Below are 4,198 nucleotides of genomic sequence, written 5' to 3'. Positions count from 1 at the left end.
ACCTGGGCCAGCCCGGCCGCCGCCGCCGCGTCCGCCGGCGTCTCCGCCAGGATCTTGCGGTACGCCTGCTCGGCGGCGTCCAGGTCGCCGGTCATCAGGGCGTCGTCCGCCTCGTCCAGACGCGGGTCCTCCGGCTCGGCGACGGCCACGCCGCCGGCCTTCAGCACCGCCCCGATCCACTGGCGGAGCTGCGCCTCGGGGACCACGCCGGAGAAGGCGTCGACCGGCTGCCCGCCGACCACCGCGTACACCATCGGGATGCCCTGCACCCGGAACATCTGCGCCAGTCGAGGGTTGGCGTCCACGTCGACCTTGGCGAGCACCCAGGCGCCGCCGCCCTCCGCCGCCAACCGCTCCAGCACCGGGGAGAGCTGCTTGCACGGCTCGCACCACTCGGCCCAGAAGTCCACCACCACGGGTGTGGTCAGCGAGCGCTCCAGCACCTCGGACTGGAAGGTCGCCTCCGTCACGTCGATGACGGTGACGCCGCCGCCGACAGGGTTGCCGGGCGCGGCGGCGGGCGGGCCGGACTGGGCCGGTGCCGGGGTGGGACTGGGCGCGGCGGGGCGCAACGCGCTGAGGTCGACCGCGCCGCGGGTGAAGATCGACGAGGTGATCCGTGGGTCGCTCATGGTTACCTAGTCTCGCACGCGATTTGCCGAACTCAGGTGCAGCCACCGCCCGTGCGGTTGCCGCTGTCGCCCCTGCCCAGACACCCCCGCCGGAGCGGGTGTCAGAACCGGGCGGGCTCGCGGTAAACGCCCCATTCCGCACGCAGCGCGTCGCAGATCTCGCCGAGCGTGGCCTCGGCCCGGACGGCGTCGAGCATCGCCGGGATCATGTTCTCCCCGGTACGGCTCACCGCCACCATCTCCGCGACGGCCGTCCTGGCCCGGGCCTCGTCCCGGCCGGCCCTGCGCGCGGCCAGCAGCCGGCGCTGCTCCAGCTCCACCTCGTGCGAGATGCGCATGATCTCCAGTTCCTTGGCGACCGTGCCGGTGTGGCAGTTGACGCCGACGATCTTCTTGTCGCCCTTCTCCAGCGCCTGCTGGTAGACGAAGGCCGACTCGGCGATCTGGCCGGTGAACCAGCCGTCCTCGATGCCGCGCAGGATTCCGGAGGTCATCGGACCGATGGTGTGCGGACCCTCACCGCCCAGCGCGCGGATCCGGGCGAAGATCTCCTCCGCCTCCGCCTCGATCCGGTCGGTCAGCGCCTCGACGTACCACGAGCCGCCGAGCGGGTCGGCGACGTTGGTCACCCCGATCTCCTCCATCAGCACCTGCTGGGTCCTCAGGGCGATCTCGGCGGAGGAGTCGGTGGGCAGCGCCAGCGTCTCGTCCAGCGCGTTGGTGTGCAGCGAGTTGGTGCCGCCGAGCACCGCGGCGAGCGCCTCGACGGCGGTACGCACCACGTTGTTGACGGGCTGCTGGGCGGTCAACGACACCCCGGCGGTCTGCGTGTGGAAGCGCAGCCAGAGCGCCTTCTCGCTGGTGGCGCCGTAGACGTCGCGCAGCCAGCGGGCCCAGATCCGGCGGGCGGCGCGGAACTTGGCGATCTCCTCGAAGAAGTCGACGTGCGAGTCGAAGAAGAAGCTCAGCCCCGGGGCGAAGACGTCGACGTCCATCCCGCGCGAGAGCCCCAGCTCGACGTAGCCGAACCCGTCGGCCAGCGTGTACGCCAACTCCTGCGCGGCGGTCGAGCCGGCCTCGCGGATGTGGTAGCCGGAGACGGAGAGCGGCTTGTAGCGCGGGATCTCCCGGGCGCAGTACTCCATCAGGTCGCCGATCAGACGCAGGTGCGGCTCGGGGTCGAAGAGCCACTCCTTCTGCGCGATGTACTCCTTGAAGATGTCGGTCTGCAGGGTGCCGTCGAGCGTCGACAGGTCGGCGCCCTGCCGCTCGGCGGCGACCAGGTACATGCAGAAGACCGGCACCGCCGGACCGGAGATGGTCATGCTCGTGGTGACCGCCGCCAGGTCGATGCCGTCGAAGAGCGCCTCCATGTCGACGGCGCTGTCCACCGCCACCCCGCAGTGGCCCACCTCGCCGAGCGACTGCGGGTCGTCGGAGTCGCGGCCCATCAGGGTGGGCATGTCGAAGGCGACCGAGAGACCGCCGCCGCCCGCGCCGAGGATCATCTTGTAGCGCTCGTTGGTCTGCCGGGCGTTGCCGAAACCGGCGAACTGCCGGATGGTCCAGGTCCGCCCGCGATAGCCGGTCGGGTGCAGGCCCCGGGTGTACGGGAACTCGCCCGGCCAGCCGATCCGGTCGAAGCCCGGGTACGCGGCACCCTCCGGGGGCCCGTAGACCGGCTCGACGGGCAGCCCGGAGAGCGTGGTGAAGTCCGCGTCCCGCTTGTGCGCGGCGTCGTACCGGGCCTGCCAGCGGGCCCGTCCGGCGGCGATCTCGTCGGCGTTCATCCCCGGGCTCCTCCTCGAGTCCTCGACAGCACGTCGAGTGTAGAGCCCCTACCTGAACGATCGCTAAGGAAACTCCTACCGGTCGGTAATGTCGAACCGCCCTCAGACGGCGGGACCACCGATGGCGACGTCGTCCACCCGGATGTTGATCTCGTCGACCCCCAGGCCGTACGCCTCGATCGCCTGGGTCACCCCGACCCGCACCGCCGAGGTCACCTCGGGCACCGCGTGCCCGGCGTCGATCACGATCACCAGGTTGACCACTGCCGCGCCGTTGGTGACGTGCGCCGAGCACCCGCGCCGGGCGTCACCCACCTGGTCCAGCCCGACCCGGTCGAGCACCGCGTTGAAGAACCGCGCCACGTCACCGCCCAGCTCGACCACACCGGGCACGGCCTTCGCCGCGGCCACCGCGATCTTCTCCACCACCTCGTCCGAGATGTCGGTACGACCGCCCGGCACCGCGTCCGGCGTCATCGGCAACTCCTGCGTCATCTCGTGGTCCATCTCTCTCCAGCAGCCGTCACACCACCCCACGCGCTCTGCGAAGGCGGTGCGAGCGTAACCGCCGGAGACGGTCCGCAGTGGACTACGTTCAGCCGGAGAGCTGGGCCAGCAGGGTGTCCGCAGCGGCGTACGGATCGACCGCACCGGCGGCGACCTCGGCGGCGAGCGCCGGCAACTGCGTACCGTCGCGAAGCGAGCCGATCCGGGCGCGCAGCGCGCCGAGCGCGATCGCCTCGATCTCGGCGGCGGCCCGCGCCTCCCGGCGGCGGCGCAGCTCGTCGTGCGCGACCAACCAGTCACGGTGCTTGTCGACGGCGGCGGCGACGTCGTCGATGCCCTCGCCCCGCACGGCGACCGCCCGCACCACCTGTGGCCGCCACTGCCCCGGTCCGCGCTCACCGAGCGCGATCATGCCCTGGATGTCCCGGACCGTCGCGTCGGCGCCGTCCCGGTCGGCCTTGTTCACCACGAAGATGTCGGCGATCTCCAGGATGCCGGCCTTCACCGCCTGGATCGCGTCGCCCATGCCCGGCGCGAGCAGCACCAGCGTGGTGTCGGCGAGCGAGGCCACCTCCACCTCGGCCTGCCCGACCCCGACGGTCTCCACCAGCACCACGTCGCAGCCGGCGCCCTCCAGCACCCGCACCGCCTGCGGGGTGGCCGCCGACAGCCCGCCCAGGTGACCCCGGCTGGACATCGACCGGATGTACACACCGGGGTCGGTGGCGTGGTCCTGCATCCGTACCCGGTCACCGAGGATCGCCCCACCGGTGAACGGACTGGACGGGTCGATCGCCAGCACGCCGACCCGGTGCCCCCGCGCCCGCAGCGCGCGGACCAGCTCGTTGGTGGTGGTCGACTTGCCCACCCCCGGCGAACCGGTCAACCCGACCACCTGGGCCCGGCCGGTGTGCGGTGCGAGCGCCGCCGCGATGCGCGGCAGCGTCTCGTCACCCGACTCGACCAGGGTGATCAGGCGGGCGACCGCGCGCGGGTCACCCTCGCGGGCCCGCTCGACCAGCATCGGTACGTCCCGACTGCGCCGCACCGAACCGGCCGCGGCCGGCGCGCTCCCCGTCGCCTCGCTCATGCAGCCGCCCTCGACCGCACGACCCGCCCGCGCACCGCGCCACTCGTCGTTCCCGACTGCCGGGCTCGCCGGACCGGCGTGTTCCTCGTGCTCACAGGTCGGTCTCGGTGGGGGCGGGGACGTGGATGATCAGTGCGTCGCCCTGGCCGCCGCCACCGCAGAGCGCCGCCGCGCCGGTG

At 72.4% G+C, this 4,198-nt stretch carries 4 protein-coding genes; all 4 read right to left on the bottom strand.

Going from position 1 to position 4,198, the window contains the following annotated elements; genetic code table 11:
* The coding region (locus EYA84_RS27795) for a co-chaperone YbbN (protein ID WP_131056817.1) at positions 1–632 on the bottom strand (632 nt) is incomplete at its 3' end.
* Positions 633–733: 101 nt separating this feature from the next.
* The gene (locus EYA84_RS27790; protein WP_131056815.1) at positions 734–2,422 is read right to left on the bottom strand and encodes a methylmalonyl-CoA mutase; all 1,689 of its coding nucleotides are present in this window, start codon (positions 2,420–2,422) and stop codon (positions 734–736) included.
* A 102-nt stretch (positions 2,423–2,524) separates the two neighbouring features.
* Entirely contained in the window at positions 2,525–2,929 is a 405-nt protein-coding gene (locus tag EYA84_RS27785) for an Asp23/Gls24 family envelope stress response protein (protein ID WP_131056813.1), read from the bottom strand.
* 88 nt (positions 2,930–3,017) lie between these two features.
* On the bottom strand, positions 3,018–4,019 hold the full coding sequence (gene meaB / locus EYA84_RS27780) for a methylmalonyl Co-A mutase-associated GTPase MeaB (RefSeq protein WP_131056811.1): 1,002 nt from the start codon (positions 4,017–4,019) through the stop codon (positions 3,018–3,020).
* Positions 4,020–4,198 lie beyond the last annotated feature (179 nt).

Origin of the sequence: Verrucosispora sp. SN26_14.1 (assembly GCF_004307965.1) — a bacterium.
Classification (GTDB): domain Bacteria; phylum Actinomycetota; class Actinomycetes; order Mycobacteriales; family Micromonosporaceae; genus Micromonospora.
This window is presented reverse-complemented; position numbering and strand designations above follow the sequence as displayed.

Excerpts from the sequence above, each read along its gene's own strand:
- EYA84_RS27785 (WP_131056813.1), bottom strand. The coding sequence starts at position 2,929 with ATGGACCACGAGATGACGCAGGAGTTGCCGATGACGCCGGACGCGGTG.
- meaB (WP_131056811.1), bottom strand. The coding sequence starts at position 4,019 with ATGAGCGAGGCGACGGGGAGCGCGCCGGCCGCGGCCGGTTCGGTGCGG.
- EYA84_RS27790 (WP_131056815.1), bottom strand. The coding sequence starts at position 2,422 with ATGAACGCCGACGAGATCGCCGCCGGACGGGCCCGCTGGCAGGCCCGG.